General features: G+C 51.4%; 26 protein-coding genes. 12 read left to right on the forward strand and 14 right to left on the reverse strand.

Features of this window, described 5'->3' with window-relative positions:
• Positions 1–4: 4 nt before the first annotated feature.
• On the reverse strand, positions 5–910 hold the full coding sequence (locus Q8M75_RS04520; protein WP_305486644.1) for an NAD kinase: 906 nt from the start codon (positions 908–910) through the stop codon (positions 5–7).
• A gap of 37 nt (positions 911–947) precedes the next feature.
• On the opposite strand from Q8M75_RS04520, the gene hrcA reads away from it, so the two are divergent.
• The 5 genes from hrcA to dnaJ all read left to right on the forward strand — a co-directional run bounded on the left by hrcA (position 948) and on the right by dnaJ (position 7,034).
• Positions 948–1,961 (forward strand): heat-inducible transcriptional repressor HrcA, encoded by a 1,014-nt coding sequence (gene hrcA, locus Q8M75_RS04525; protein ID WP_305486646.1) that lies wholly within the window; start codon positions 948–950, stop codon positions 1,959–1,961.
• A 9-nt stretch (positions 1,962–1,970) separates the two neighbouring features.
• Entirely contained in the window at positions 1,971–3,089 is a 1,119-nt protein-coding gene (hemH, locus tag Q8M75_RS04530) for a ferrochelatase (RefSeq protein ID WP_305486648.1), read from the forward strand.
• Between the two features lie 96 nt (positions 3,090–3,185).
• A complete protein-coding gene (grpE, locus tag Q8M75_RS04535; protein ID WP_305486649.1) occupies positions 3,186–3,734 on the forward strand; it encodes a nucleotide exchange factor GrpE in 549 nt (182 codons plus the stop codon).
• A gap of 150 nt (positions 3,735–3,884) precedes the next feature.
• Entirely contained in the window at positions 3,885–5,828 is a 1,944-nt protein-coding gene (dnaK, locus tag Q8M75_RS04540; protein ID WP_305486651.1) for a molecular chaperone DnaK, read from the forward strand.
• Between the two features lie 81 nt (positions 5,829–5,909).
• Positions 5,910–7,034 carry a molecular chaperone DnaJ gene (gene dnaJ, locus Q8M75_RS04545; RefSeq protein ID WP_305486653.1) on the forward strand — a complete coding sequence of 375 codons (1,125 nt, stop codon included), beginning with the start codon at positions 5,910–5,912 and terminating at the stop codon, positions 7,032–7,034.
• A gap of 12 nt (positions 7,035–7,046) precedes the next feature.
• On the opposite strand, the gene panB is transcribed toward dnaJ, so the two are convergent.
• The 6 genes from panB to Q8M75_RS04575 form a co-directional block, all read right to left on the reverse strand.
• The gene (gene panB / locus Q8M75_RS04550) at positions 7,047–7,865 is read right to left on the reverse strand and encodes a 3-methyl-2-oxobutanoate hydroxymethyltransferase (RefSeq protein ID WP_305486654.1); all 819 of its coding nucleotides are present in this window, start codon (positions 7,863–7,865) and stop codon (positions 7,047–7,049) included.
• A gap of 17 nt (positions 7,866–7,882) precedes the next feature.
• Positions 7,883–8,410 carry a 2-amino-4-hydroxy-6-hydroxymethyldihydropteridine diphosphokinase gene (gene folK / locus Q8M75_RS04555; protein WP_305486656.1) on the reverse strand — a complete coding sequence of 176 codons (528 nt, stop codon included), beginning with the start codon at positions 8,408–8,410 and terminating at the stop codon, positions 7,883–7,885.
• Between the two features lie 67 nt (positions 8,411–8,477).
• Positions 8,478–9,893 carry a polynucleotide adenylyltransferase PcnB gene (gene pcnB, locus Q8M75_RS04560; RefSeq protein ID WP_305486658.1) on the reverse strand — a complete coding sequence of 472 codons (1,416 nt, stop codon included), beginning with the start codon at positions 9,891–9,893 and terminating at the stop codon, positions 8,478–8,480.
• Entirely contained in the window at positions 9,890–10,570 is a 681-nt protein-coding gene (locus Q8M75_RS04565) for an HAD family phosphatase (protein WP_305486660.1), read from the reverse strand. Before Q8M75_RS04565 ends, pcnB begins: the two co-directional genes overlap by 4 nt.
• Positions 10,567–11,361, reverse strand: a complete 795-nt coding sequence (hda, locus tag Q8M75_RS04570; protein WP_305486662.1) for a DnaA regulatory inactivator Hda — start codon at positions 11,359–11,361, stop codon at positions 10,567–10,569. The genes Q8M75_RS04565 and hda overlap by 4 nt, the downstream gene beginning before the upstream one ends.
• Positions 11,358–12,350 carry an AI-2E family transporter gene (locus Q8M75_RS04575; protein ID WP_305486665.1) on the reverse strand — a complete coding sequence of 331 codons (993 nt, stop codon included), beginning with the start codon at positions 12,348–12,350 and terminating at the stop codon, positions 11,358–11,360. Before Q8M75_RS04575 ends, hda begins: the two co-directional genes overlap by 4 nt.
• A 75-nt stretch (positions 12,351–12,425) precedes the next feature.
• Here Q8M75_RS04575 and purM point away from each other — a divergent pair, with 75 nt between their 5' ends.
• A complete protein-coding gene (gene purM, locus Q8M75_RS04580) occupies positions 12,426–13,478 on the forward strand; it encodes a phosphoribosylformylglycinamidine cyclo-ligase (RefSeq protein ID WP_305486666.1) in 1,053 nt (350 codons plus the stop codon).
• Here purM and miaA read toward each other — a convergent pair.
• The 3 genes from miaA to murJ are packed head-to-tail and all read right to left on the reverse strand — an operon-like array spanning position 13,471 to position 16,883.
• Entirely contained in the window at positions 13,471–14,457 is a 987-nt protein-coding gene (gene miaA, locus Q8M75_RS04585) for a tRNA (adenosine(37)-N6)-dimethylallyltransferase MiaA (RefSeq protein ID WP_305486667.1), read from the reverse strand. The genes purM and miaA overlap by 8 nt on opposite strands.
• A gap of 21 nt (positions 14,458–14,478) precedes the next feature.
• Positions 14,479–15,321: a SirB1 family protein gene (locus tag Q8M75_RS04590; RefSeq protein ID WP_305486668.1), complete on the reverse strand. Its 843-nt coding sequence runs from the start codon at positions 15,319–15,321 to the stop codon at positions 14,479–14,481.
• Between the two features lie 5 nt (positions 15,322–15,326).
• The gene (gene murJ / locus Q8M75_RS04595; protein ID WP_305486670.1) at positions 15,327–16,883 is read right to left on the reverse strand and encodes a murein biosynthesis integral membrane protein MurJ; all 1,557 of its coding nucleotides are present in this window, start codon (positions 16,881–16,883) and stop codon (positions 15,327–15,329) included.
• A gap of 192 nt (positions 16,884–17,075) precedes the next feature.
• Between murJ and rpsT the strand changes: the two genes are divergently transcribed.
• Positions 17,076–17,342 (forward strand): 30S ribosomal protein S20, encoded by a 267-nt coding sequence (gene rpsT / locus Q8M75_RS04600; RefSeq protein ID WP_108469646.1) that lies wholly within the window; start codon positions 17,076–17,078, stop codon positions 17,340–17,342.
• Between the two features lie 64 nt (positions 17,343–17,406).
• Here rpsT and Q8M75_RS04605 read toward each other — a convergent pair whose 3' ends face one another.
• Positions 17,407–17,721, reverse strand: coding sequence for a DUF3579 domain-containing protein (locus Q8M75_RS04605; RefSeq protein WP_371131744.1), 315 nt, complete (start codon positions 17,719–17,721; stop codon positions 17,407–17,409).
• Between the two features lie 136 nt (positions 17,722–17,857).
• Between Q8M75_RS04605 and argF the strand changes: the two genes are divergently transcribed.
• From argF to Q8M75_RS04620, 3 genes are all read left to right on the forward strand, one after another.
• Positions 17,858–18,808: an ornithine carbamoyltransferase gene (gene argF / locus Q8M75_RS04610; protein WP_305486671.1), complete on the forward strand. Its 951-nt coding sequence runs from the start codon at positions 17,858–17,860 to the stop codon at positions 18,806–18,808.
• A 75-nt stretch (positions 18,809–18,883) separates the two neighbouring features.
• Complete coding sequence (locus Q8M75_RS04615; RefSeq protein WP_305486673.1) at positions 18,884–20,116, forward strand: argininosuccinate synthase; 1,233 nt, start codon at positions 18,884–18,886, stop codon at positions 20,114–20,116.
• 53 nt (positions 20,117–20,169) lie between these two features.
• Positions 20,170–20,475 carry a pyrimidine/purine nucleoside phosphorylase gene (locus Q8M75_RS04620; RefSeq protein ID WP_305486675.1) on the forward strand — a complete coding sequence of 102 codons (306 nt, stop codon included), beginning with the start codon at positions 20,170–20,172 and terminating at the stop codon, positions 20,473–20,475.
• 1 nt (position 20,476) lies between these two features.
• Here Q8M75_RS04620 and Q8M75_RS04625 read toward each other — a convergent pair whose 3' ends face one another.
• Both Q8M75_RS04625 and Q8M75_RS04630 read right to left on the reverse strand, forming a co-directional pair.
• On the reverse strand, positions 20,477–20,926 hold the full coding sequence (locus Q8M75_RS04625; protein ID WP_305486677.1) for a DUF192 domain-containing protein: 450 nt from the start codon (positions 20,924–20,926) through the stop codon (positions 20,477–20,479).
• 96 nt (positions 20,927–21,022) lie between these two features.
• Positions 21,023–21,226, reverse strand: a complete 204-nt coding sequence (locus tag Q8M75_RS04630) for a cold-shock protein (protein WP_108469641.1) — start codon at positions 21,224–21,226, stop codon at positions 21,023–21,025.
• A 278-nt stretch (positions 21,227–21,504) separates the two neighbouring features.
• On the opposite strand from Q8M75_RS04630, the gene clpS reads away from it, so the two are divergent.
• Complete coding sequence (gene clpS, locus Q8M75_RS04635) at positions 21,505–21,861, forward strand: ATP-dependent Clp protease adapter ClpS (RefSeq protein ID WP_371131770.1); 357 nt, start codon at positions 21,505–21,507, stop codon at positions 21,859–21,861.
• Complete coding sequence (gene clpA, locus Q8M75_RS04640) at positions 21,858–24,164, forward strand: ATP-dependent Clp protease ATP-binding subunit ClpA (protein ID WP_108469639.1); 2,307 nt, start codon at positions 21,858–21,860, stop codon at positions 24,162–24,164. The genes clpS and clpA overlap by 4 nt, the downstream gene beginning before the upstream one ends.
• Before the next feature lie 106 nt (positions 24,165–24,270).
• On the opposite strand, the gene dut is transcribed toward clpA, so the two are convergent.
• On the reverse strand, positions 24,271–24,720 hold the full coding sequence (gene dut / locus Q8M75_RS04645) for a dUTP diphosphatase (protein WP_305486683.1): 450 nt from the start codon (positions 24,718–24,720) through the stop codon (positions 24,271–24,273).
• Positions 24,721–24,724 lie beyond the last annotated feature (4 nt).

Below are 24,724 nucleotides of genomic sequence, written 5' to 3' on the forward strand. Positions count from 1 at the left end.
GGATTCAGAATGTCGATGGATACTCATTCCAATGTAGCTTCTCACGCAAAGTTCTGTAGTCGCTGTGACCGCGGGGATGCAATAAAGAAATGGTTTTATCGGACTGGCGCACCTCAACCCGATCACCAACCTGCAGATGAGTCAGGGATTGCATATCAAAGTTGACGATGACCTCGCGGCCGCTGATCACCTCAATACTGGTTTTTGCATCTTGTGGCAAGACGATGGGACGATTCGAGAGGGCGTGGGGCGCAATCGGTACGAGTAAGATGCCTGCAACCCGGGGATGCAAGATGGGGCCTCCAGCGGATAATGCATAGGCAGTAGATCCCGTTGGTGTAGACACAATCAAACCATCGGAGCGCTGGTTGTACATAAACGAGTCATTGACTTTGACTGCTAACTCCACCATGCCCGATATTCCGGAGCGGTTGACAACCACATCATTTAAGGCGAGTGCTCGATTTATCACCTTGCCGTCGCGCAGAACAACGGCATCGAGCAGGGTGCGCTCATCGGCCTCATAGTGGCCTGCCATGATTTCGGTAAGTACGGGTTTGACATCCTGAATCGGAATATCGGTCATGTAACCAAGACGACCCAAGTTCACCCCGACTAAAGGCACCTTGCTGCCCGCAAGCTGACGCCCAATGCCCAGCATGGTGCCATCGCCTCCGAGCACAATGGCCAAATCGATCGAGCCGGCAAAGTCCTCCACTTTTTTATGGGGATAGTCATTTATCTGGGTATTTTTTGCGGTTTCAGCCTCGAGAAAGACTTCGCATCCACGTCCCAGCGCCAGCTTGGCTAGTTCGTGCAAATGATCCGCAATGCCATCCGCCTGGTATTTGCCAACAAGCGCAATCCGGCCGAAGCCTTTTGGGTGATTTGGGGAAGAAGGGCTTACCATATCAAGATTAAACCATAGGCATAAAATAAAGCCCACCATGGATGACCGCTCCCGCGCCCTCTTAAAAACCCTCATTGAGCGATACATTGAGGAGGGTCAGCCTATTGGCTCAAGGACCCTATCGCGCTTTTCAGGGCTAGATCTCTCCGCGGCAACCATTCGGAACGTGATGGCCGATCTCGAGGACATGGGTTTTGTTACCAGTCCCCACACCTCTGCTGGTCGTGTTCCAACCCCACGGGGGTATCGCTTGTTTGTGGATACGATGTTGACTATGCAACCCCTTGAGGCGGTAGCTGCCCGTGATTTGGAACAGCATTTGTTGCCCGATTCGCCGCAGCGCATGATTAATTCCGCTGCAGAAATTCTATCGAACCTGACTCACTTTGCTGGGGTGGTGATGACCCCAAAGCGCGCTCACGTGTTTAAGCATATTGAATTCTTACGCCTGGGTGAAGGCAAAATTTTGCTGATTGTGGTGACCCCTGAGGGCGATGTACAAAACCGCATTTTGCCAACCAACCAAGATTACAGCCCAAGCCAATTGATCGAGGCTGGCAATTACATTAATTCCCAATTCTCGGGCAGAAGTTTTGATGAGGTGCGTTTGCGCCTCAAGTCCGATTTGGATAATTTGCGCGCCGATATCTCTGGCTTGATGACCTTAGCACTCGATAGCAGCTCTACTATTGGCGATATGGGCTACGGCGGCATGGTGCTCTCGGGCGAGCGCCGCTTGCTCAATGTAGGGGACCTCAGTTCCAATTTGGATAAATTGCGGAAGATGTTCGATATGCTCGAGCAAAAATCCGTCCTCATGCAATTGCTTGATGTATCGAGTCATGCCGACGGCATTCAGATATTTATTGGCGGTGAAAGCGATTTATTGCCCTACGAAGATTTAGCCGTGATCAGTGCGCCGTACAGTGTCGACGGCACCATCGTTGGAACCTTAGGAGTAATTGGCCCAACGCGCATGGCTTATGATCGTGTTATCCCGATTGTGGATATCACCTCGAAATTGCTTTCTGGCGCCCTCAGCCACTCCTAAGGATTTGTTTTGAATCAAAACCCCCATCTGCGCCCAAGCAAGACAGCCATTTTGCTGCTGAACTTAGGCACGCCAGCGGCGCCCACCCGTAGCGCAGTCAAAGTCTATTTAAAAGAATTCCTTTCCGATCCGCGAGTGGTGGAAATTCCGCGCATCATTTGGTGGTTTATTTTGAACGGCATTATTTTGCCGATTCGCAGTGGCGCCTCTGCCAAAAAATACGCCACGATTTGGTTGCCTGAGCTGGGATCACCACTATTGCATTACTCGCGTTTGCAAGCCAAGTCATTGGCAGCAAACTACGCCAATCAAGGCCAAACCGTGTTGGTAGATTTAGCGATGCGCTATGGCAAACCGACCACCCAAGAAGCCTTAGACGCACTGCAGTCCGAAGGAATGGAGCGCTTACTATTGCTTCCCCTCTATCCTCAGTACTCGGCAACAACAACGGCATCGAGTTTTGATGAAGTGTTTCGTGTGCTGCGTTCATGGCGCAATCAGCCAGAGGTGCGCACGGTCAAGCACTACCATGACCACCCTGCCTACATTGAGGCATTGCGCCAACAAGTAACCGAGTTTTGGGACAAAGAAGGTCGTCCTGACTTTGCAAAAGGCGAGCGTCTAGTGATGTCCTTTCATGGCCTGCCCAAGCGCAATTTGTTAAAGGGTGACCCCTATCACTGCGAGTGCCTCAAAAGCGGCCGCTTGCTGGGGGAGGCTTTAGGACTGGTTCCGGGGCAATACATCGTGACCTTTCAATCGCGCTTTGGTAAGGCGGAATGGTTAAAGCCCTATACCGCACCCACCCTCGAGCAGCTCGGAAAAGAGCAATGTCCACGGGTCGATATTTTTTGCCCTGGATTTCCGGCGGACTGTTTGGAGACGCTCGAAGAAATTGCCATGGAAGGCAAAGAAATTTTTATTGAGCATGGTGGCAATGATTACCGCTATATCCCTTGCCTGAACAATAGTCCGGCATGGATCAATGCGCTGCATGCCATCGCTGCGGATCACATGGCCGCTTGGCCACTAACCGATGAGCCCGCTGCGGTCTTAGCCAAGCGCAATGCGCTGGTTGCGGTTGCTGAGGCGCATATCGCTAACCCCACCGCCCCAGCTGCCCCTTGAAATGGCATGATTTGCGCCCATATACAGATCAAATAAGTAGCAGTAAGTGTGCTCAAAGCCACTTCCTTTCTGAAATTACTAAAGCGATGTAGACCCATGACCCAAGAAAAACCCGATTCAACACCAGAAAATCAAGCTGAAGCAGCGGCAGATACAGCAGCCAATCCCGCAGAAGCAGTGGTAGAGCAGACGGCCGAGCAGCAGCTGGCCGAGTTGCAGCAAAAATTAAGCGAGATGCAAGACAACTTCTTGCGCGCCAAAGCCGAAGGGGAAAATATCCGCCGCCGCGCAGCAGAAGACATTGGTAAGGCGCATAAATTTGCCATTGAGGGTTTTGCCGAGCATTTAGTGCCGGTTGCCGATAGCCTGTATGCAGCCCTCAACGCCGAAGCAGTCGATGCAAAAGGCTTTAAGGAGGGATTGGAGATTACGCTTAAGCAATTAATGAGCGCCTTTGAAAAAGGCCGTCTCGTCGAAATAAACCCCGCTAGCGGCGATAAATTTGACCCCCACCACCACCAAGCCATCTCGATGGTGCCATCGGAGCAGGAGCCTGGAACCGTAGTGAGCGTGTTGCAGCGCGGCTATTCCTTGGCGGATCGGGTTTTAAGACCTGCTTTGGTCACCGTGAGTCAGGCGGCTTAACGGCCAATCCCAGTATTTCGGGCAAAAAAAGAGAATAAATCGATTTTTCTGGGTTTTTGCCCTTGAATTGCCCTTTTTTGACCCCAAATACCTTACATCAGATGTAATAACGCGACTTTAGCGCACACCTTATTTTTAAGCGGAGTAGATATGGGAAAGATTATTGGAATTGACTTAGGAACCACCAATTCGTGCGTTTCTGTAATTGAAAACGGCACCCCACGGGTGATTGAAAACGCCGAAGGCGGACGTACCACCCCGTCGATCATTGCCTATATGGAAGATGGCGAAGTACTGGTTGGCGCCCCTGCAAAACGGCAATCGGTTACCAATCCACGCAATACTGTCTATGCGGTAAAGCGCCTGATGGGCCGTAAATTTACCGACAAAGAAGTACAAAAAGACATCAGCCTCATGCCTTACAAAATTATTCAAGCGGATAACGGCGATGCATGGGTTGAGGCACGTGATAAAAAAATGGCGCCACAGCAGGTCTCTGCTGAAATTCTGCGCAAGATGAAAAAGACGGCAGAAGATTATTTGGGCGAAGAAGTGACCGAAGCGGTCATTACTGTGCCGGCTTACTTTAATGACAGTCAACGCCAGGCGACGAAAGACGCTGGCCGTATTGCTGGCCTGGAAGTCAAGCGCATCATCAATGAGCCTACTGCAGCTGCCTTGGCCTTTGGTCTGGATAAGCAAGAAAAGGCAGATCGCAAGATTGCTGTTTATGACCTGGGCGGCGGAACCTTTGACGTTTCCATTATTGAAATTGCGAACGTCGATGGTGAAAAGCAGTTTGAAGTACTTTCCACCAACGGCGATACCTTTTTGGGCGGCGAAGATTTTGACCAGCGCATCATCGACTGGATCATTGATGAGTTCAAAAAAGAGCAGGGCGTTGATCTCAGTAAAGACGTGTTGGCATTGCAGCGTTTAAAAGATGCAGCAGAAAAAGCCAAGATTGAATTGTCTTCATCGCAGCAAACCGAAATCAATTTGCCTTACGTTACGGCAGACGCCAGCGGTCCTAAGCACTTGAACCTGAAACTTACCCGTTCCAAGCTCGAGTCCTTGGTTGAGGAGTTGATTGAGCGCACCATGGGCCCATGCCAAATGGCACTCAAGGATGCGGGCGTATCGGCATCCGACATCGATGATGTGATTTTGGTGGGCGGTCAAACGCGCATGCCAAAAGTACAAGACAAAGTGAAAGATATCTTTGGTAAAGAGCCACGCAAAGACGTGAACCCAGATGAAGCCGTTGCTGTTGGCGCGGCGATTCAGGGATCGGTTTTATCGGGCGACCGCAAAGATGTTCTGTTGCTGGACGTAACGCCACTCTCCTTGGGTATTGAGACCTTGGGCGGCGTGATGACCAAAATGATTCCAAAAAACACGACCATCCCAACCAAGCATGCGCAGGTCTATTCCACAGCGGAAGATAACCAGCCCGCGGTCACGATTAAGTGCTATCAAGGCGAGCGTGAGATGGCCAGTGCCAATAAGCTATTGGGCGAATTTAATTTGGAAGGTATTCCACCAGCTGCGCGTGGCACCCCACAAATTGAAGTTACCTTCGATATTGATGCTAATGGTATTTTGCATGTCACCGCCAAAGACAAAGCCTCTGGTAAAGAAAACAAAATTACCATTAAGGCAAACTCCGGCTTAACCGAAGAAGAAATTCAGCGGATGGTGAAAGATGCTGAAGCCAATGCAGCCGAAGACAAAAAAGTATTGGAGCTCGTTACTGCTCGCAACACAGCAGATGCTTTGGCCCACTCAACCAAGAAAGCATTGGAAGAGCATGGTGCTAGCTTAGAAGCAGCTGAAAAAGAAGCGATTGAGGCTGCTTTAAAAGAACTGGATGAGGCCATTAAAGGCAGCGACAAAGCAGCGATTGAGGCAAAAACCGAGGCGCTTGGTAAGGCGAGCCAAAAGCTGGGCGAGAAAGCCTTTGCTGCTGAGCAAGCCAAAGCTGGCGGCGGCGCTGCCCCTGGCGCTGCTGGTGCGAGTGCATCCCAAGGCGGCCCAGCCGATGCGGATGTGGTCGATGCCGACTTTAAAGAGGTTAATGAGGATAAGAAATAATCCGCTTTTTACATAGGCAGTAAACACAAGTCGGCCCAGCGCCGACTTGTGTCGTTTTAATGATGCTGAGAGGAATAGGCTGTGGCTACGAGTAAACGCGATTTTTATGAGGTACTGGGCGTTGGAAAAAATGCCAGCGACGAGGATTTAAAAAAGGCGTATCGCAAATTAGCGATGAAGCACCACCCCGATCGCAATCCGGATAATCCGGGCGCGGAAGCCAAATTCAAAGAGGCGAAAGAAGCCTATGAGATGCTCAGCGATCCTCAAAAGCGAGCTGCCTATGATCAGTATGGCCATGCGGGCGTTGATCCCAATATGGGCGGCGGTGGATTTGCAGGCGGCGGCTTTGCAGATGCCTTTGGCGATATTTTCGGGGATATTTTTGGACAAGGCGGTGGCCGTAGCGCTGGACCCCAAGTCTATAAAGGCGCCGATCTGCGCTACAACATGGACATTACCTTAGAGCAAGCAGCTGAAGGGTATTCCACCCAAATTCGAGTGCCCAGTTGGAGTAACTGCAAGCACTGCAGCGGCAGTGGCGCCGAGCCTGGCAGTAAAGTCGAAACTTGCCCAACGTGTAACGGTCAGGGGCAAGTGCGGGTTGCGCAGGGATTTTTTTCAATGCAGCAAACCTGCCCCAAGTGCCGCGGTACCGGTCAATACATTCCGAAGCCGTGCAAACAATGCCATGGCAGCGGTAAGTTAAAAGAACAGAAAACCTTAGAGATCAAAATTCCGGCAGGCATCGATGATGGCATGCGCGTACGCTCGGTGGGCAATGGCGAGCCCGGTGTGAATGGTGGCCCGAATGGCGATTTGTATGTCGAGGTACGCGTCAAGCCGCATCCGGTGTTCGAGCGTGATGGCACTGATCTGCATGTGCAAATGCCGATCTCGTTTGCGACTGCAACCATCGGCGGTGAGATTGAGGTACCAACACTAACTGGCCGGGTTGAGTTTCCGATTCCAGAGGGAACGCAGACAGGCAAAACATTCCGCTTGCGCAATAAAGGTATTAAAGGATTGCGCTCAGCTGTCGTGGGTGATCTGTTTGTGCATGTGATGGTAGAGACACCGGTCAAGCTGTCTGATGAACAAAAGGATCTGCTCAAGCAGTTTGATGAGAGCCTAAAATCAGGCGGCGCTAAACACAATCCCCATCAAAAGGGATGGTTCGATAGCGTGAAAAGCTTTTTTAGTTAAGCGCTGAATCGACTAGGAGGCGAAGCCGTGTTCCGGACCTGGAAAACGGCCGGCCTTCACATCGCGAACAAAAGCTTTGACTGCTGCCTCGATGGAAGGTTTGCCTTCCATAAAATTCTTAACGAACTTGGGCGGCTTGCCGGGACTAATTCCGAGCATATCCGGCAATACCAATACTTGGCCTGAGCAGTCGGGTCCAGCCCCAATGCCAATCGTCGGAATGGGCAGCGCCTCTGTAATTTTTTTCCCTAAGGCCGATGGTATGGCCTCGAGCACCAGCATTTGAGCGCCGGCCGCTGCGCACGCCTGGGCTTGTTCCAGCATCAGCGCTGCAGCATCTTTATTTTTACCCTGTACTTTGTAGCCGCCAAGCAAATGTACGGATTGTGGCAACAAGCCAAGGTGAGCGCATACGGGTACGCTACGCTCAACTAAGTGGGCAATGATGTCCAGTTGCCAATCGCCTCCCCCCTCCAGCTTCACCATGTCGGCACCGACACGCATCAGTTCTGCAGCAGACTCTAAAGCAAGGTAGGGATCGCCATAACTGGCAAAGGGTAAATCAGCCATCAAAAAAGCTTTGGCATTCGCCCTGGCAACACACTGGGTGTGATACGCCATCTCATCAACGGTAACCGGTGTCGTGCTGTTGTGGCCTTGCACAACATTACCAAGCGAGTCACCCACCAAAATCACATCAATGTCGCAGCGATTCAGGAGTGCAGCCATGGTTGAATCGTAGGCCGTCAGGACAGCAATTTTTTCCTGCTCTGCATGCATGGAGAGCAGTTTAGAAATCGTAATGGGCTTTTCGCCTTGCAAATAACTCATACCGCCAGTGTAATGAATTAATGGGCCGAGGGGCGATATTCGGCTTTTTCGTCGCTGGCACAGTTGCGGCAGGTCAGTTTTTCAATACGCTGATGCGCTACCTGGGGTAGGTAACTTTTGAGTGCGCCAAACTCTGGCAAAAAGAAATCCGGGGCGATTTCTAAGAGGGGGAGCAAGACAAACGAGCGCTCGGTAATGCGGGGGTGAGGCAAGGTCAGTTCGGTATCACCCTGTGCAACCCCTTCAAAATACAAAATATCCAGATCTAAGGTACGCGGCGCATTTTCATAAGGACGCTCGCGACCAAACTGCTGCTCGATGGTTTGGCAAACATGCAGAAGACCATAGGGCGTTAAATCGGTTTCAATTTGGACTACGGAATTTATGTAGTCGCCACCCGTCGCCTCGACGGGTGCGCTTTGGTAAAGACAGCTTTTATGGATGATGCGCAATTGACTACACAAAGCCAAACAAACCATGGCATCGGTAATGATTTGGCGCGTATCGCCGACATTGCCGCCAAATCCAATAAATGCTTTTGCCATAGTGAATCCCAACTGAAGATCTGAGTACTTTACTGAAGATTGCCAAAACGTGCTTGGCAGCCCTTATTTAGTCGGCAGCGGCCTGATCAGGGCCCGCTGTGGCTGCTTTGGGCTTACGCCGCCTACGCCGCTTAGTCGCTGGGCCGCCGGCGCCCGAGAGGGAAACCTCCTCTTTGACGGCGGCCAAGAGTACTTCTTGCTGCAGCGGGTCGGCATCAATAAAGCGGGTCCACCATTGACCTAAGCTTTCTGGGCGCTCACCGGTGGCGCAGCGGAGCAACATGAAGTCATAACCCGCCCGAAAGCGCGGCAACTCCAGCATGCGTTGTGGGAAGCGGCCAATCCGTTTATCGAACCGAGGCTGCAGGGCCCAGATCTCGCGCATGTCGGCTTCGAAGCGGCGTTGAATCATCATGCCCTTGCTTTGGGTTGCGATCACATCGTCCATGGCAGCATGCAAAGCGGCAATATTCGCCATGCCGGCAGCCAGATTTTTTTGCCATGTGCTCAGTAACTCTGGCCACAGCAAGGTAGCAAACAGAAAGCCGGCAGAAACCCCTTTGCCATTCTGAATGCGTTCATCGGTATTGTTGAGTGCCAAGCGAATAAATGCTTCACTACCGGGAACGCCTGCTTTGGGGTCGAGCGCGGTATCCAGCAAGGGTAATACTCCGTGATGCAAACCTGCTTCCCGTAAGCCCTGAATGGCTTGCCAGGAGTAGCCCGACATCAGCAGTTTGAGGATTTCATCAAAGAGCCGAGCGGCGGGTACGTCGTGAATCAACTTGGCCAATTTGGCAATCGGCGCGCGCGTTTCAGGGGATAGGGTAAAGCCCGTTTTGGCCGCAAACCGAATCGCCCGCAACATGCGCACCGGGTCTTCACGGTAGCGTTTGGAGGGATCACCAATCATGCGCAGGGTGCGCTGCTGCATATCTGCCATGCCGCCGTGGTAGTCGAGGACGGTCTCAGTAGCGGGATCGTAATACATGGCATTAATGGTGAAGTCACGCCGCGTAGCGTCTTCTACTTGAGTACCCCAAACGTTGTCGCGCAGAATGCGGCCGCTGTCAGCGACGTGATCACCTGCATTTTCGAGTAGTGCACGAAAGGTCGATACTTCAATGATTTCAGGGCGCTCTTTGCCAAAAAAAGTGACGTGCACAATCTGAAAGCGGCGACCGATTAAGCGGGATTTCCGAAATAGCTTTTGCACCTGTTCCGGAGTGGCATTGGTTGCTACATCAAAGTCTTTTGGGCCAATGCCGAGCGCAAGATCGCGTACTGCGCCGCCAACGATGTAAGCCTGATAGCCTGCCTGCTGCAGGGTATGGGTTACTTTGACTGCATTTTTTGAAAGGAGCTGGGGGTCAATCCGATGGGCTTTTTTGCTAATGCGCTTGGGAGCGCCGGCAGCAGCGGATTGCGTCAGCTTGGCTCGGGGACTGCGGCGGAAAATACGCTGGATTAACTTGGTAATCATGCGAACAGCTCCAAAATAGGCCACTGCCGTTTTTCCGCTTCTGCGCGCAAGCGGGGGTCTGGATTGGTTGCAATCGGATGACTCACCACTTCCAATAAAGGCAGGTCATTGGGTGAGTCTGAATAAAAATAACTTTTCTCCATTTGCTCCATAGACTGACCCAAGGAAGCTAACCAATCGTGCACCCGCTGAATTTTGCCTTCCCGAAAACTAGGAATGCCATGCACTGCACCGGTAAACATTTGGCTCGCTTCATTGTTGACGGTGGCAGGTTCAGTGGCCACTAAGTGCGAAATCCCGAATGCATTGACAATCGGACGGGTAACAAAGCTATTGGTCGCAGTAACAACACAGCAGAGATCCCCAGCATCTTGGTGGCGTTTAACTAAAGCAATGGCGGCTGGATGCAATTTGCCGATAATCACTTCTGCCATAAATGCATCATGCCATTGCTGCAGCTTTGCGCGGGGATGCTCGGAAAGCGGTTTTAAAGCAAAGCGCAGAAATGCATCAATGTCTAACTTACCGAGTTTGTAGTCCGCATAAAACTGGTCATTTTTCTGCGCATAATCAATCGGATCGACAACCCCTTGGCGAACCAAAAATTGACCCCACTCGTAATCGCTATCGAAGGGCAGCAGGGTATGGTCTAGGTCAAATAAAGCAAGTTGTGTCATCGGTTCATCAATTCATTATTCGGACTGCTGGAAAGCTGCAGTAATTCGCGTACTAGGGGCAAGGTAACGGCCCGTTTTGTTTCCAAAGAGTAGGCGTCCAGAGCATCGAGTAGCGCCATCAGGTTAGGCATATCTCGGTAAAACCGACTCAAAAGCCAGGGCAGCACATCAGGCGAAAGCACCAGTCCGCGATCGCTCGCCGCCTGCTCTAAAGCCTGTATCTTCTCATGGTCACTGAGGAGATGGGTCTGAAACACCAGGCCCCAAGCCAGGCGCGTGCGTAAATCCTCCCGCAGCTTGAGGTTAGCAGGCGCATCGCTGCCCGCTATAAACACGTACAGTTGCTGATTGTCCCGTACCGCATTGAGAACGCGAAAGAGTGCACTACTCAAGCGCTCATCCAGTAGTTCCACATCATCGACTGCTATAGCAATTGGAGTGCCCGCCTTTAATTGCTGGGGTAGTTCTGCTTCCAGTTTGACCCAGGTGCTTGGCTCATTACTCCTTAAATAGTAATAAGGAAGTGAAGCATTTTGCGCTGCATGCATTAGAGCGTGCAATAAATGGCTACGCCCCGAGCCTGGCGCTCCCCACCAATAAATCCAGCGGTGGTTTAGTGAGCTTGCATCGGCTGTCGCTGGAAGCGCCGTGGATGCAGCCCACTGCTCGGCCACTTTTTCGAGCGCAGCAATCAGAGCGCGATCGCCGCCGGGCAAAAAATTAGCTAAGCTTGCCTGGTGCGCACGACCGAGGTCTAAGGCAAATTGCCGTGGCAGGGCATTGGAACTCATTGACCTTGGTACCAGCTACTCTTGATATAAAGAGACCAGCCAAATTGAATGAGTACCAAGCTGACGGCGCTAGCGGGTAGCGCAAGCAAGACACCAAAAAACCCAAAGAGCTTGCCAAAAATAATTAAAGCAAACAAAACAGCAACGGGATGCAAGCCAATGCGCTCACCCACCAGTCGCGGCGTCAAAAAAAAGCCTTCCAAAAACTGGCCGACGCCAAAGATAGCGAGCACCCAGAGCAGCTCGGGGCCAAAGCCAAATTGCAGGATTGCCGACAAAATACCAATACTCAGTCCCAGGGTGATACCAATGTAGGGAATGATGATCATCAGACCAGTGAATACACCCAAGGCAATCGCACCGTCCATCCCAACGAGGCTGAGGCCAATGCTATAAAAGGTCGCCATCACCAAAATGACCATAATCTGTCCACGCAGGTATTGCGATAACAGCCCATCGGTGTGCATGCAGAGATGACGTGCAGTATGCGCAAAGCGGGGAGGAATGAAGCCCTCCAGTAGTTTGAAAAAGTGATCCCAGTCAATCAAGAGATAAAACAAGACAAACAAAATCAAAATGAGATTAACAAAGCCATGCACGACTGAGCTACCCGATAACAGAATGGTATCGAGCGTAGAACTGACTAAGGCGTCGGCATTCGTGCTGAGGTGGGCTGTTACTTTTTGCGTCACGGTTTCGCGCAGCGCAGCCCAATCAAACTGAATGTGGTATTCGGCGAGGGTGGGTTCTAACCACGCCTGCGTGTTTTGCACCCAAATCGGCAACTTCGTTTTAATCAGGGGAATTTCATGGCCAAGGAGATTCACTAGCAGCATGAAAAGCCCAGTAACCAGGCTTAGGCCAAAAATAATCGTCAAGGTCGCTGCCAAGGCGCGGGGGATGTGCAGGCCCTCCAGCCGGCTTGCTATAGGGCGTAGGGCATAGGCAAGAATAAAAGCAGCCAAAAAAGGGGTAAAAATTTCTGCCATGGGGCATTGATCCTCTAGAATTCAATGATTCTACCGATCAACGCACGCTTTCACCTTATTTCCAAACGGCCCCCCATGAGTTCATCCCCTAATTCCCAAGCCCAAAGCCTCTCCTACCGCGATGCTGGCGTTGATATTGACGCTGGCGATGCCTTGGTCGACCGTATCAAGCCGCTGGCCAAGAAAACCATGCGCGAAGGTGTTCTGGCAGGCATTGGCGGCTTTGGCGCCTTGTTTGAGGTGCCCAAGCGCTACCAAGAGCCGGTGTTGGTATCGGGTACCGATGGCGTAGGTACCAAACTCAAATTGGCATTCGAATGGAATCGCCATGACACCATTGGTCAAGATTTGGTCGCGATGAGCGTGAATGACATTTTGGTCCAGGGTGCAGAGCCCCTCTTTTTTCTGGATTACTTTGCCTGCGGCAAGCTGACTGTGGATACCGCCGCAACGGTGGTGGGCGGTATTGCAACCGGCTGTGAATTGGCTGGCTGCGCCCTGATTGGTGGCGAGACCGCTGAAATGCCGGGCATGTACCCCGATGGTGAATACGATTTAGCCGGTTTTGCTGTTGGCGCAGTTGAAAAATCCAAGATCATTAATGGCAGCCGGATTGTGCCGGGCGATGTCATTTTGGCTTTAGGCTCCAGTGGTGCTCACTCCAATGGCTATTCCTTGGTACGAAAGATCATCGAGCGAGCTGGCGCTAAGCCAAGCGACGACCTCGGTGGACGCCCCTTGATTGATGTGGTGATGGCACCTACTGAAATCTACGTCAAGCCATTATTGAAGTTAATTAGCGAAGTTGATGTGAAGGGTATGGCTCACATTACGGGCGGTGGACTGGTGGATAACGTGCCGCGGGTTTTGCCAGAACATACTCAGGCTGTTTTGCATCGCGACAGTTGGGTTATGCCCGACTTATTCCGTTGGCTGCAAATGAAGGGCGGCGTGGTTGATGCAGAGATGGTTCGCGTCTTCAATTGCGGTATTGGTATGGTGGTTGTTCTGGCCAAAGGCGAAGCGGATAAAGCCCTCGCTTCACTTCAGGCGCAAGGCCTAAAGGCTTGGGTCGTGGGTGAGGTAGTTGAGCGCGCGCCCAATGCAGCGCAAACAATTGTTATTTGATCGTACTAATTTGATCTAAGCAGTATTGCAGCGCTGCCGGCAAGCCATTTGCATCAAACGGATTAAATACAGTTCGGCCCTCAATTGCCCTGAGCCAGGTCAGTTGACGTTTGCCCAGTTGCCGCGTTGCTGCTAATGCCTTGTAACGCATTTGTTCTGCGTTGATCTGCCCTTCTAAAAACTCCCAGACTTGGCGGTAACCGACTGCGCGCATGGCAGGTAGGTCGGCATGGATACCTGGATGCGCGCGAAGCGAACGTACCTCATCAATCAATCCGGCTTTGAGCATGCCATCAAAGCGACTCTCTAAATTGTGATGCAGCTCTGCCCGCTCACTGGGTTCTAGAGAAACCAGGCGAAGCCAGCTCGGAATCAATGAACCTGCACGGCCATCTTCGCTGGGCGATTCCGCAAGCCATGCTGACATCGGTTTGCCGGTCGACTGCACGACTTCTAAGGCGCGCTGAATGCGCTGCGAATCATTGGGCTCTAAGCGCGCTGCTGTAATCGGATCGCGTTCCATTAATTCAGCGTGCATGGCTGGCCAGCCAAGCACCTTACCTTGGGCATCGAGGCGCGCCCGAATGACTGGATCTGCAGGCGGAAGGCTGGATAAGCCATACGCAAACGCGCGCCAATAGAGCATGGTGCCGCCGACGATGACAGGCACATTGCCCCGTTCCCGAATTTCCCTGACGAGCCGTGTGGCATCGCTTGCAAAGCGCGCTGCAGAGTAGGCTTCGCTTGGGTCGAGTATGTCGATGAGGTGATGCGTTACTGCTGCGCGCTCAGCTGGGGTGGGTTTGGCGCTTCCAATGTCCATGCCCCGATAGACAAGGGCAGAGTCCATACTGATGAGTTCAACGGTGATGTTGCGCGCCTGTGCTGCTTCTGCAAGTAGCATGGCGAGGTGGGTCTTTCCGGATCCAGTAGGACCGGCTATCGACAATAGGGGCTGTGGATGCGATTCAGTCGGCATGGCGAGTTGATCGCAATGGTTTTAATGTGAGCGAGCTTGGCTTTCGAGGGTAGCAATGTGATTACGAATCTCTTCCGCATCACTCGCCTCGGGCGCTTCACTGATGTACTGTTGCATATCCTTGAGTGCGGGACGGAGGTATTCCAGCTGGGCAAAGATAAGACCGCGATCACGCACCTCCTCAATGGAGTCGGGCAACAAGATCACCAAGCGCTCTTGAATGCCAAGCAAACGTTCCCAGCGCTCATGTTCGGTATAAATTAATTTGAGGTTACGCAAAAAGCGCGAGAGGATTTCTCGGCTACTGGATGCGCGCAAGAAAATACTCAAAGGCAGTGCAGTCTCGCCCCGATAGCCTTTGGCATCGAGGTAGGGATCAAGCATGGCTTGTAACTCGTCTTTAGAGTAGGTCGCGCCATTAAGTGGGTCCATGATGATTTCACCTTGAGGCAAGGAGACGCGCATCATGAAGTGGTTCGGAAACGAGACCCCACGAATCTTCAGGCCAATTTGCTGGCCCAGCTCCATCATCAGAATCGCAAGCGAGATTGGAATGCCGCGACGACTTTCCATTACGTGGTGCAGATAGGAATTCTCGGGCGCATAAAAGTCATTTGCGTTTGGACCAAATCCCAGCTCGGTATAAAAGAAATGCTTGAGCAGTTGCAGGCGCTGTACTTGCGAGGTGTCGGGAGTGATGCGTTTTTTTAGCTTGCTACCTAAGGCATCAATTTCATCGAGCGTGTGCTGCACATCCAAATCTGGAAAGGCATGCTGCGCAACCGCAATCGCCGATTCAGTCAGGGGAAAATGGTCGTCCTCGGCAACGAGGGAGGTGAAGTAATCAAGTTGGCGTGTAGGCATACAGTCTATTTTGCATGACGCCGAAAATGCTGCCAGCGAATGCCCACAATCCAAAGGGCTATGAAGTACACCACAGCAGCGCCCAGAATCCAGGCAGCTAATAAGCCAACCCGTGTCCATGGCTCACTCTGCATAGCGATCCACTGGTGCAAATTAGCGCCGTAGTAGAGCAGTAGCGATAAAGGGATCAATGCGATGCCAAGTTGTATGAGGTATTTGGTCCAGCCAAAACCGGCTGCAATGGCGCCGCGCCGGTGCAAACCAATCCACAGTAGGGCCGCATTTAAGCAGGCACCAAGACCAACGGAAAGCGCTAGGCCGGTATGGCCCAATAAAGGCACCAACACAATATTGGCGAGCTGGGTTGAGATCAGCACCAGCAACGCAATCCGTACGGGCGTACGAATGTCTTGGCGAGCATAAAACCCCGGCGCCAAAATTTTGATCAGAATCAGTCCAATCAGTCCAACACCATAGGCGGCAAGTGCCTGCTGCGTCATCACGACATCCAGTGCAGTAAAGCGGCCATAGTGATACAGCACTGCAGCGATGGGCTCGCCAAATAACAAAAGGGCGATTGCGCAGGGCGCTGCCAGCAAGAAGGTGAGTTGCAATCCCCAGACTAAAAGTTCACTCGCCTGTTTTGTGTCTTGCTGCGCATTGGCGCGACTGAGGCTGGGCAGCAAGACAGTGCCTAGGGCCACACCCAGTAAGGCAGTCGGAAATTCCATCAGGCGGTCGGCATACGATAACCAAGAGACGCTGCCGGTTTGCAAGCGAGAGGCAATATTCGTATTGATGACTAAGGAGATTTGCGCAACCGATACGGCAAAGACAGCCGGCCCCATTAGCTTGAGTACTCTGCGCGCATCGGGGTTGATCCAAGCGCTCCGAATGGCGCCCGGCAATAGGCCGATGCGGGGCAGTAAGCCCAATCGGCGCAGCGCAGGAATTTGAATCGCTAATTGCAACACGCCGCCGACCAGCACGCCGAATGCCAGGGCATAAATCGGTTGCTCGAGTTGAGGGGCGAGCCAAACCGCGCTACCAATTAATGCCAAGTTCAGCAAAACGGGGGTGAAGGCTGGAATCGCAAAGCGCTGGAATGTATTGAGAATGCCTGCCGATAGCGACACCATCGAAATCAGCCCAATGTAGGGAAACATAATCTGGGTCATTACTACGCTGGCTTCATAAGCGGGGCTGCCGCTAAAGCCGGTAGCAATGGCCAGAATGAGGAATGGGGCGCCAATAATGCCCAAGGCCACGGTAAGCAAGAGGGCCCAAAAGAGCAGGGTGGCTACGGCATTAATCAGGGTTTTAGACTGGGCAGGGTCATCCTTGCTGGAAACTTCCCCCAAAATCGGCACAAATGCCTGGGAAAATGCCCCTTCGGCAAAGAGCCTACGGAGCAGATTGGGTAGCCGAAAGGCCACATTAAAGGCGTCTGTCCACTCGGAGGCGCCAAAACTACGGGCAATCAGGGTTTCGCGTAAAAGCCCTGTAATGCGCGATAGCATGGTGAAGGAGCTAACCTTGGCGGCAGCGGAAAGCAGGTTCATGGGTCAATTTTCACCTATTTATCAGGCAACTGGGCTTTTTAACTGCTTTCAGGTAAAATCTTGGGTTTTGGTGATCTGACTAAAGTAATCCACAAGAAAACCCTCAAAAAGAGGATTTACCTTGTAAAGGCAATTTAATCAGCTTGCTATCGAACGATTTAACCCATTGAAATTACAGAGGTAGGTTTAAACATGGCCAATACCGCACAGGCACGCAAGCGCGCCAGGCAAGCAGTAAAACAAAACGAGCACAACTCCAGTTTGCGTTCGAAGCTTCGCACATCCATTAAGGCTGTGCGCAAAGCAATCGATACTGGCGATAAAGCAGCTGCTGCGAAAGTATTTGTCGCTGCTCAAGCAACCATCGACAAAATTGCAGATAAGAAAATTGCACACAAAAATACCGCGGCTCGTCAAAAGTCCCGTTTGTCTGCAGCAATTAAGGCGATGGCAGCCTAGACGTTTTTGTTGGTTTAGTAGTACCCAGCCATAGCCCGCTCCTTATTAGGGCGGGTTTTGCTTTTTAAGTATGGCTTTGTGATTTAGGTTCGAATTCGCACGCTTCCTCAATGGCCAAGTCATTGTCTTTGGCAAAGTTGAGAACAAAGTCGAGGGCGCGTGGGTCGAGTTCATGCAGTCGGGTATCGATGACGACGCACTTGATCTGCGCTATTTGAACCGGCCTTGCATAGGGTGAATAGGTGAAGCGTGGATCCGCATGATCCCCTGGCGGCCGGAATGAGGCCATCACCCCGCAGAGCCGCTCGGCCCAATCACTCGGCCGAAATGCCTTGCCGGATGATGTAACGCCTTGGATAAACAGTTTTTTGTGTTTCAAATGGATGGGTATTTTAGTTGGGGCATTCGTACCACGTTACCCTATAGCTTAACAGTGTGGATTGCATGTAATCGAGCCATTGATAAAGGCATCGTGTTTTGAAAATGAGATCAGTACAAACTCCTCGGAGAGCCTCATGAATACCTCCTTAGCAAAGCCCCAAGTGCCGGGCCAACTGAAGCATTATTTGCAATTCACTGATCTCACGCGCAGCGAATACGATTACCTCTTCGCGCGCTCTGCGTGGCTCAAGACCAAATTCAAGAGCTATGAAACCTGGCATCCCTTGCACGATCGCACTTTAGCGATGATTTTTGAAAAACAGTCGACCCGCACTCGCCTGTCATTTGAGGCGGGAATTCATCAGCTGGGTGGTCATGCGGTTTACCTGAATACGCGCGATACCCAATTGGGCCGGGGCGAGCCAGTCGAAGATGCTGCTCAAGTCATTTCTAGAATGACGGACATCATCATGATTCGTACCTTTGGGCAGGACATTATTGAGCGCTTTGCCGCAAAATCGCGGGTCCCAGTCATCAATGGCTTAACCAATGAATTTCATCCATGCCAAGTGTTAACCGATGTGTTTACCTTTGTCGAGGCACGTGGACCGATCCAAGGTAAAACCGTAGCCTGGGTTGGTGATGCCAACAATATGGCCTATACCTGGATTCAGGCGGCTGAAGTATTGGACTTTCAGGTTCGCTTTTCCGCACCCAATGGATATGCTCTGGATCCCGCGCGCTTAAGTGCTGCGGCAGCCAAGCATCTAACGGTTTGCAATAGTCCTGAAGACGCATGCAAGGATGCTGACATCGTGAGCACCGATGTTTGGACGAGTATGGGCTTTGAGGATGAAAATACCTCCAGAATGGCAGCATTTAAAAACTGGATGGTCTCCGATCAGTTGATGGCCTTGGCCAAGCCCGATGCACTCTTTATGCACTGCCTGCCTGCCCATCGCGGCGAGGAAGTGACTGCTTCGGTGATCGATGGTCCGCAAAGCGTGGTCTGGGAAGAAGCAGAAAATCGCTTGCATGTCCAAAAAGCATTAATGGAGTATCTCTTGTGCGGCCGCTTGGATTAATGCATTGCCGTCTTGGCATTCCTTTTTTAAAATAGCATTTGAATCAAAAATTTACGTAAAGCGAACACCTACATCATGTCGGAAATTAAAAAAGCAGTTTTAGCCTACTCGGGCGGTTTAGATACCAGTGTGATCTTGAAGTGGTTACAAGATACCTACCAGTGTGAAATCGTGACCTTTACTGCTGATCTGGGGCAGGGCGAAGAGCTTGAGCCAGCGCGCACCAAGGCCCTGCAATTTGGCATTAAGCCAGAAAACATCTTCATCGATGACTTGCGTGAAGAGTTTGTGCGTGATTTCGTGTTTCCGATGTTCCGCGCGAATACCGTATACGAAGGTGAGTATTTATTGGGTACATCGATTGCTCGCCCCTTGATTGCGAAACGGCAAATTGAGATTGCGCGCCAAGTCAAAGCCGATTCGGTTTCGCACGGCGCGACGGGTAAAGGGAATGACCAGGTTCGGTTTGAGCTGGGCTATTACGCACTCGAGCCAGGAATCAAAGTCATTGCCCCATGGCGCGAATGGGATTTGTTGTCCCGCGAGAAGCTCCTCGCCTATGCTGAGAAACACGGCATTCCGGTTGAGATGAAGCACAAGCAAGGCGGTGCTCCTTACTCTATGGATGCCAACTTGCTCCACATTAGTTTTGAGGGTCGCCACCTCGAGAATCCCAATGCTGAGGCCGAAGAATCAATGTGGCGCTGGACGGTTTCCCCCGAGAGCGCGCCCGATGCAGCAGAGATCATTGAAATTGAATTCCGCGCAGGTGACCCAGTAGCCATTAATGGTAAAGCCTACAAACCCCATGAGCTCTTGGCTGAGCTCAATCGCCTGGGTGGTAAACACGGTATTGGTCGCCTGGATTTGGTTGAGAATCGCTTTGTTGGCATGAAGAGCCGTGGCTGCTATGAAACCCCCGGCGGCACGATTTTGCTCAAAGCCCACCGCGGCATCGAGAGCATTACGCTTGATCGCGAAGTGGCCCACCTCAAAGACGATTTAATGCCACGCTACGCCAGCCTGATTTATAACGGCTACTGGTGGTCACCAGAGCGCTTGGCGCTGCAGACTTTAATTGACCATACCCAAACCAGCGTTAACGGTGTAGTACGTTTGAAGCTCTACAAAGGATCTGTCTCGGTGATTTCACGGGACTCTGCCAACACCCTGTTTGATCAAAACATTGCTACGTTTGATGACGATGGTGGCGCTTACAACCAAGCTGATGCGGGCGGATTTATTAAGCTCAACGCCTTACGCATGCGCATTGCTGAAATTGCAAAACGCAAACGTGCGTCCAAGTAGTGCTTTAACCCTTTCCTTAAATACTTATTTAAATTCAGATAAAGAACATCGCCATGCAATTTGATCACGTCTCCGTAGGAAAAAAAGCCAACGTTTACTTTGACGGAAAGTGCGTTTCGCATACCGTTACGCTAGCCGACGGTACACGTAAGTCGGTGGGCGTCGTATTGCCGAGCACCCTTCGTTTTGACTTGAGCACCCGCGAGGTCATGGAAGTGGTTGATGGTACGGCTTATGTGAGTATCAACGGAGCGCCTGAGCAAACCTTCGCCGCAGGCCAAAGTTGGGAGGTTGCAGCAGGGGGTTATTTTGTGATCCGTGCAGAATCACCCGTGCATTACGTTTGCCACTTCGATTAATTTATTGGCGCGGTAAGCCCTGGATCACGCTACCAGGGCCAATTGCCCGCTGACTAAACCATTGCCGGTTCATCTCTAAGGCATAGCGAACGGGCGCCTTAGGGCAGTGATTATTCAAGGTCTCTGCCTGCATCTCTTCAATGTTGACGATCTTGCCATCATCGGCAATAAAGGCAATCGCCAAGGGTATCTTGGTGTTGCTCATCCAAAAGCAATGCGTCGCTTTTTGATCAAAGATAAACAGCATGCCTGAGTCAGTTGGCATGGAGGTGCGATTCATGAGTCCAATCTGCCGCGCTTGCTGCGTGCTAGCGACCTCAGCCTGTATGCGATAGATGCTCGTCTTTAGCTCAATAATGGGAAGACTGGTATTAATACTTTGCGCCAGGCTCAAGCTCGCTGTCAGTGCGAGTAACCCGGCAAAAAAAGTATGGCGAATGAAAGTCAGCATGACTGCATTCTAAATAAAGAAGTGAGCAAACAAAAAATCAGGACGAAAAAAAACCCAGAGATCACCCTGGGTTTTTAATTTGATCAAGGACAGTGATCAAGCGCCTTGAATATTGGTCGCTTGTTTGCCTTTAGGACCTTGGGTAATGTCAAACGTTACCTTTTGGCCTTCTTTGAGGGTTTTGAAACCGCCCATAGTAATCGCGCTGAAATGCGCGAACAGCTCTTCTTCACCATCATCAGGTTTAATAAACCCGAAACCTTTTGCATCATTAAACCACTTAACAACTCCGGTCGCCATGCGAACTCCATTACATAAACTTGAAACAACCGTGAAAATGGGGGGAATACCTTTTAATCAGTCTCGCTCCAAAACACGCCTAATAGAACCTCAACTAGAAGCACTACCCTGATTGTTTGCCCTTTTAGCGGGGGTGTCAAGGAGTTCTGGTGTTATTCGTACTAGGAGAAACCCCTTTATATCTCCAAAATCGCCCCAATATGATCATTACCCCCAGTTTTTGCCGTTTTTTTGCAACATAACGTGGTTTGAGTCAAGGTTTCTGCCTTGTGTTTAGAATGGTTCATATGAGTCGCGCAATCAAAATTCCAGGTAATACCAACCCACTTATTCCGGGTATTGGCGACACCGCATTACTCGAAAAGCAGGCAGAGAAGCTCAAAGCCCCTGCCATGTTCAAAGTGATGCTCCTTAATGATGATTACACCCCCATGGAGTTCGTGGTGATGGTGATTCAGGAATACTTTAATAAGGATCATGAGACGGCCACCCGGATCATGCTTCAGGTTCATTTGGCTGGCAAAGGCGTTTGCGGAATCTTTACCCGTGATGTTGCTGCCACCAAAGTGCACCAGGTTGTTGAGCTATCCCGTGAAGCGGGTCACCCACTACAGTGCACTATGGAGGAAGCATGATTGCCCAAGAATTAGAAGTGAGCTTGCATATGGCGTTTGTTGATGCTCGGGCCGCGCGGCACGAGTTCATCACCGTCGAACATCTTCTGGCTGCGCTTCTGGATAACGCGACCGCAGTCGAGGTCCTGAAGGCGTGTTCAGTCAACATTGCCGAGCTACGTGCCCAGCTTAAAAACTTTATTAATGACAACACCCCAGTTGTACCCGGCACCGAGGAGGTTGATACACAACCGACGCTGGGATTTCAGCGGGTGATTCAGCGCTCAATCATGCACGTGCAATCGACTTCCAACGGTAAGAAGGAAGTGACTGGCGCCAATGTGCTCGTCGCCATTTTTGGTGAGAAGGATTCGCACGCGGTGTATTTCTTGCAGCAGCAAGGCGTTACCCGTTTAGACGTAGTCAACTTTATTAGCCACGGTATTCGTAAAGATCAGGTCGAGCCAGCAAAGGCCGCGGATCCGAGCCAAGAAACTGAAGAGTCAGCGGCTAGCGGCAAGGAAAGCCCGCTTGACCAGTTCACGCAAAACCTCAATGCCATGGCCCGCCAAGGCAAGATTGATCCCCTAATTGGGCGCGACAGTGAAGTCGAGCGCGTGGTGCAAGTGCTTTGCCGTCGTCGTAAAAATAATCCGCTGTTAGTGGGTGAGGCCGGTGTGGGCAAAACGGCGATTGCAGAAGGCTTGGCATGGCGTATTACCAAAGGCGAGGTGCCTGATATTTTGGCTAATGCCACGGTCTACTCGCTGGACATGGGCGCACTCCTTGCTGGTACTAAATACCGCGGTGATTTTGAGCAGCGCTTAAAGGGCGTGCTTAAAGCCCTGAAAGATAATTCCAACGGCATTTTATTTATCGATGAGATTCATACTTTGATCGGTGCCGGCGCAGCTTCGGGCGGCACTTTGGATGCGAGTAATTTACTCAAGCCCGCTTTATCGAACGGCCAGCTGAAATGCATTGGCGCCACCACCTTTACGGAATACCGCAGCATTTTTGAAAAGGATGCCGCACTGGCGCGTCGTTTCCAAAAAGTGGATGTGGTTGAGCCTACGGTTGATCAGACGGTGCAAATCTTGCGTGGCCTCAAGTCACGCTTTGAAGAGCACCATAGCGTGAAATACGCTTCTGCCGCCTTGGTCGCTGCCGCTGAATTGTCCTCGCGCTACATCAATGATCGCCATTTGCCGGATAAAGCAATTGATGTGATTGACGAAGCAGGCGCTGCCCAGCGTATCTTGCCTAAATCAAAGCAGAAGAAAACCATTGGCCGTCCTGAGATTGAGGAGATTGTGGCCAAGATTGCTCGCATACCACCGCAATCGGTCACGGTTGATGACCGCAGTAAATTGCAAACCCTGGACCGTGACATTAAGAGCGTCGTCTTTGGTCAAGATCCAGCGATCGAAGCATTGGCTAGCGCGATCAAGATGACGCGTGCAGGCCTAGGCAAGATCGACCGTCCGATTGGCTCCTTCTTGTTCTCGGGCCCAACCGGCGTCGGTAAGACGGAGGTTGCAAAACAACTGGCTTATATCCTTGGCATTGAGTTACTGCGCTTTGATATGTCGGAGTACATGGAGCGCCATGCAGTAAGCCGTTTAATTGGCGCGCCTCCAGGCTATGTTGGTTTTGATCAGGGCGGTTTGTTAACCGAGGCCGTCAATAAAAAGCCCCATTGCGTACTGCTACTCGACGAGGTTGAAAAAGCCCATCCGGATATTTTCAACATCCTCTTGCAGGTGATGGATCACGGTACGCTTACTGACAACAATGGCCGCAAGACGGATTTCCGCAACGTCATCATCATCATGACCACCAATGCTGGTGCTGAAGCCATGCAGAAGTCGGTTATTGGCTTTACCAATGCACGTGAGTCTGGCGATGAGATGGCCGATATCAAGAAGTTCTTCACGCCGGAATTCCGTAACCGCTTAGATGCGATTGTGTCCTTTAAGGCGCTCGATGAGACCATCATCATGCGGGTAGTAGATAAGTTCTTAATGCAGCTTGAAGAGCAGTTGCATGAGAAGAAAGTCGATGCTACCTTCAGTCCTGAATTACGAGCACATTTAGCGAAACACGGTTTTGATCCTCTCATGGGGGCAAGGCCAATGCAGCGGATTATTCAGGACACCGTCCGTAAAGCCCTTGCCGATGAATTGCTCTTTGGGCGCTTGGCACAGGGCGGTACGGTTGCGGTTGGGATTGATGCGGATGGCAAGGTGCTGCTGGATATTCATCAGGCTACCCCGCCAACAAAGGCTAGCAAGACGGATGTAGCGCCTGCTGAGGAAATCTAACTTCTAAGTTAACTAGCTTGTAATGAAAAATACCAACCGAAGGGTTGGTATTTTTTTACCTGCCATAACAAGTTGAGTAACTGCTCAATCACGTATTACTGCATGCTTAGGCGCGACCCGTACTTCCAAAGCCACCTGCCCCACGACTGCTCTCAGCAAACTCATCGACGATTTTGAGTTCCACTTGCTGTATTGGCACGATCACGAGCTGCGCTAAGCGCTCCATGGGTTCAAGGGTGAAGGGCGTGCTGCTGCGATTCCAGGTACTCACCATGAGTTGTCCTTGGTAATCGGAATCAATCAAACCAACGAGGTTTCCTAAAACAATCCCATGCTTATGGCCCAGGCCCGAACGTGGCAAGATTAAGGCTGCGTAGCGTGGATCTTCCACGTAGATGGATAAGCCAGTCGGCACCAATACCGTTTGTCCGGGAGCAATCTCGATTGCGGCATCAATACAGGCGCGCAGATCGAGACCGGCACTGCCTGGTGTGCCATAGCTGGGCATTTGATTGCGCATGCGTTCATCGAGAATTTTGACTTGCAGTGTTTGCATGGTG

The sequence above is a fragment of the Polynucleobacter sp. genome (assembly GCF_030693775.1).
Lineage (GTDB): Bacteria > Pseudomonadota > Gammaproteobacteria > Burkholderiales > Burkholderiaceae > Polynucleobacter.